The organism is Syntrophorhabdaceae bacterium (assembly GCA_036504895.1).
Taxonomy (GTDB): domain Bacteria; phylum Desulfobacterota; class Syntrophorhabdia; order Syntrophorhabdales; family Syntrophorhabdaceae; genus PNOM01.
In genome coordinates this window covers 1-3,529 of the sequence record DASXUJ010000089.1, presented here as the reverse complement: position 1 = coordinate 3,529, position 3,529 = coordinate 1, and the positions used below count along the sequence as shown (strand labels likewise).

The following is a 3,529-nucleotide window of genomic DNA, read 5'->3' as shown; positions in this document are numbered from 1 at the left end:
CCCGCAGATTTCACAGGACCCGTATTCCCCCAGCTCAAATTTCGTCAATGCCGCATCGATGGCCGAGATCTGTTCTTTCTCCCGTTCGTCCATGGTGGCGATGACATCGATGAGGGCCTCGTTCTGCGCATCCTCTTCAGGCTCGATCTCCGGCTCGGACAAGGCAACCCGCGTTTCCTCGCTGCCCTTATGGGCCTCGAAGATCTCCTGCCGTTTCCGGATTAAAATCTCCCGCAGCTTTGCATATTCCTCTACCCTGTCCATAGGACCTCCTTAAGCACAAGCACTTCATGAGGTAAGCATAACCATGGGATTTTAAGGTTGCAATACAAGGGGGAGGAGGATTCAGACAGCCGGAAGCTTATGAGCCATCGCCTTATTCTATTTCCTCCCGGTATATACGGTTTACACGCCAATTCACACCAATTTCGTCGATTGACCCCGGTTGCGGGAATGCTTATCTGTAATTTATACACAGACTGGCAGGCGGCTACCCTTCAATTCACGCATCTGATGGATTCCAGCCGGGCTAAAATGGATACTGCCAAGCCTATACCCGCATTTGCAGAACGAATCGTCGATTCAGAGGAAGACCGAAAGGATGAGATCAGGTCATGCGCGGTATCCGGGAACGAGGATTAACGAGGCGATGAACTCACCATCTGAATTGTATCCTCCGGGTCCCGCAGTAAACGTAAGGACCCGGCGTTTCCGCATATTCCTCGCAATGTTACTGTTGGTCAACGTCGGTTTTGCTGTCTTTATCGCGCTGGGTCTCAATAAGTCCTCTTTACCGGACAAGGAGCCCCGGGTGCTTTACTGGCTTAACCGGGCCAACCTGCTGAGCACCATGCCGGGCGAGCCGGATGAGATCGTATTTTTAGGAGACAGCCTGACTCAGAATTTCGAGGTGGCGGAGCTTTTTCAGAACCTGAAAGTGAAGAACAGAGGCATAAACGGCGATACCATCCTGGGCGTGTCCCGGAGACTAGAACAGGTCACGTCACATAAACCCAGGAAAATTTTCATAGAAATAGGAATAAATGACCTGCTTCAGGGCCACTCCGTTCGGAACGTACTGGCCGGGTATAGATCCATTGTCCACCATATCCGCCAGGAAAGCCCCGCTACCGAGATATATATCCAAAGCCTCCTGCCCACATCCTGGAATATTTACGGAACGAATGAGCCCGTCCTCGGGAGGATTGTCAAACTGAACACCGCCCTGTCAGCACTGGCGAGGAAAAACGGCGCGACCTACATCAACCTGTACGATCGCTTTCTGGCAAAGGATCGATTGAACCCAGACTACGACAGCGGAGACGGGCTGCATCTCAACGGTCAGGGGTATCTCATGTGGAAAAGCATCGTTGAAAAGCAAGTAAACGAGTAGGAACCCAGCTCCCACATGGCATGCCTTCCCGGGGGAGAGTCTACCGGTCCCGCGAAAAGGACAACTATGGGGACATCTCTTTCCCACTTTCGGTACAACAAAGTAAAAATGGAAAGGGATGTCCCCCTCGATCTCGCATATTTCCGGCAACGAGAAAAAGGCGAATTCGCCCGGGCGAGAAAGAATTCTAAAGTAAAAAAGCCAAGCGTCCCCTAAGCGTCCCCTAAGCTTCCCCAATATTCCATTGTCAAAGAGCAGTGCTTCCGCCGCGGCCGTGGAGCGGGTACCTGAGCGCCCGATAATGCCCCTTGCCGCCTCACCCGCAGATGTGGTCATGATTCCCCATCCTGCTCAACGAAAGGGGTTTCACGCCCCCCATCCGACATTTCCCGGCTTGTGCCTCTTGTGAGTCACCATGGGGGGGAGGGGGGTGTCGTTTCGTTTTCGCGGAATCATTAGGGTTTTACCTCATCAAAAAACTCCTCTATGAGTTTGAAGACCTGTTGGACGAACGCCTTATCCAGGGTTTGGCGCCTCGCCTGGATGGACTTTACGAACACATCCATGGCAACCGCGACCGAGTAATAGACGTCCGGCTCCATCCTCTTATGAACGTCCGCAATGGCTTTCACGACGGCGCTGACAGGCATAGGTAGCCTGGACGTCAATCGCGGTAGGCCCCAGGGTTGCAAAGAACCCCTCATACCGCTTTCTCTGCGCTTCAAGACCGGCGATAAGCTCGGTCTCACCCCTGTCCGCTTCTTTCACTGTCGCCTCCTCTCTCTGTTCTCTTAAGGCACGGCCCTTCCAGCCGCATCGGTCCGCCCATGCCGAGATCGTGGTCCTGTGTATGACAAGCCCCTCTGCTGCCAGACGCCGCGCCGCTTTCCCGGCGTTATTGCCGCATTCCTTCCATGCGATGTATGTCTTTTCACCCGTATCTTCATCATACTGTACCCGCATGGGAGTGCTCCTCCTGTCCCCTTATCGGGGAACCCCGGCGCCGGGTACTATGCAAAGGGACGTCCGACCCGAGCGTCTCGTGAAGACTAACAAAAGGGCCTTCACAAGTCTCTGAAAGCAGTTGAAAAAAACTCTCTTTAGACGCACGCCCACCCCGGACGTGCTCCGGCCGGACCAAAAGAAAGACTTTTGCCGAAAACCTGCGTGCCGCCCGTAGTTGCGGCTATTGAAATACTGAAGGATGTCTCGATCGCTCAGTTAATTGAAAGTGACCATTTTGAGTGGTTTTTAGGAATCTCGGTGCATATATTTGTTCATGACGGAGCGTAAAGGTTCTGAATGACCTTATTATGGCCTAAGGAGGCACTATGAAAACTGCCGAAGTTACCTTACCGGAAGTCGCCCTTATTGCCGGCACACGTGCTATGTTTGGCGCCGGGGTTGCCCTGCTTCTTGCAGACAAATTGCCCGACGACCAAAGGAAAGCGATAGGATGGACTCTTACCCTCGTTGGGGCGGCGACGACGATCCCGCTTGTCATTAATTTGTTTGGTAAGAAATGATCGGCTCATGTGGGAACGGTTAGAGACGTAATACTTATCCGCTCCACCTCAAGCGCAGATCGCTACTCAAGCACCACCCAAGCACAATTCCTTTTATGAGACGGGAAAGAAAGTGAGAGTGAAGGGCACCTTTAAGTTTCAAACGGCAGAAGCAAAAAGTCTCTCTTTTTTTCACATTTCAAGGGGCACGGAAAGGGATTCAACTAAAAGGAAATTACAGCAGTCTATCGAATTCATCGACGGTCAACCGCGCTTGCTTTAAGATGTGGGAAAGGGTGCTTTTTTTGATAGGGCGATGAGCAGGAACTGTGAGCTTGAGAGTTTCTACGGCAGTGTGCTTGTGAAGCCGGATATGACTCCCCTTTTGCCGCACAACTACCCATCCATCCTTCTGCAAGCCCCTTATAACCTGGTCAAAAGACAGACTCGGTACCCTGGTCATACTGCCAGGTCGATTATCTCTGAGTTGGGAGTAAATATATGATCGTCATCTGTGGGTTCAAGATAAAGCTCGATAGCCTCACGGATGTTCTTCAAAGCGTCTTCTCTTGTATCCCCCTCGCTTATACAGCCAGGGAGGGAAGGTGCAAATGCCGTATAACCGCCTTCT

At 52.1% G+C, this 3,529-nt stretch carries 5 protein-coding genes; 2 read left to right on the top strand and 3 right to left on the bottom strand.

Features of this window, described 5'->3' with window-relative positions; genetic code table 11:
- A partial coding sequence (locus tag VGJ94_13080) for a hypothetical protein (GenBank protein ID HEY3277547.1) occupies positions 1–264 on the bottom strand: 264 nt, incomplete at its 3' end.
- Between the two features lie 547 nt (positions 265–811).
- On the opposite strand from VGJ94_13080, the gene VGJ94_13075 reads away from it, so the two are divergent.
- A complete protein-coding gene (locus VGJ94_13075) occupies positions 812–1,393 on the top strand; it encodes a GDSL-type esterase/lipase family protein (GenBank protein ID HEY3277546.1) in 582 nt (193 codons plus the stop codon).
- 455 nt (positions 1,394–1,848) lie between these two features.
- Here the strand turns inward: VGJ94_13075 and VGJ94_13070 are convergent, their stop codons facing one another.
- Both VGJ94_13070 and VGJ94_13065 read right to left on the bottom strand, forming a co-directional pair.
- Positions 1,849–1,995, bottom strand: a complete 147-nt coding sequence (locus VGJ94_13070; protein ID HEY3277545.1) for a hypothetical protein — start codon at positions 1,993–1,995, stop codon at positions 1,849–1,851.
- A gap of 4 nt (positions 1,996–1,999) precedes the next feature.
- Positions 2,000–2,356, bottom strand: a complete 357-nt coding sequence (locus VGJ94_13065) for a hypothetical protein (protein HEY3277544.1) — start codon at positions 2,354–2,356, stop codon at positions 2,000–2,002.
- Between the two features lie 368 nt (positions 2,357–2,724).
- On the opposite strand from VGJ94_13065, the gene VGJ94_13060 reads away from it, so the two are divergent.
- A complete protein-coding gene (locus tag VGJ94_13060; GenBank protein ID HEY3277543.1) occupies positions 2,725–2,919 on the top strand; it encodes a hypothetical protein in 195 nt (64 codons plus the stop codon).
- Positions 2,920–3,529: the final 610 nt, after the last annotated feature.

What these genes read in the sequence shown, in the direction of transcription:
- VGJ94_13060 (HEY3277543.1), top strand. Translation starts at nt 2,725, where the DNA reads ATGAAAACTGCCGAAGTTACCTTACCGGAAGTCGCCCTTATTGCCGGC.
- VGJ94_13070 (HEY3277545.1), bottom strand. Translation starts at nt 1,995, where the DNA reads ATGGAGCCGGACGTCTATTACTCGGTCGCGGTTGCCATGGATGTGTTC.
- VGJ94_13065 (HEY3277544.1), bottom strand. Translation starts at nt 2,356, where the DNA reads ATGCGGGTACAGTATGATGAAGATACGGGTGAAAAGACATACATCGCA.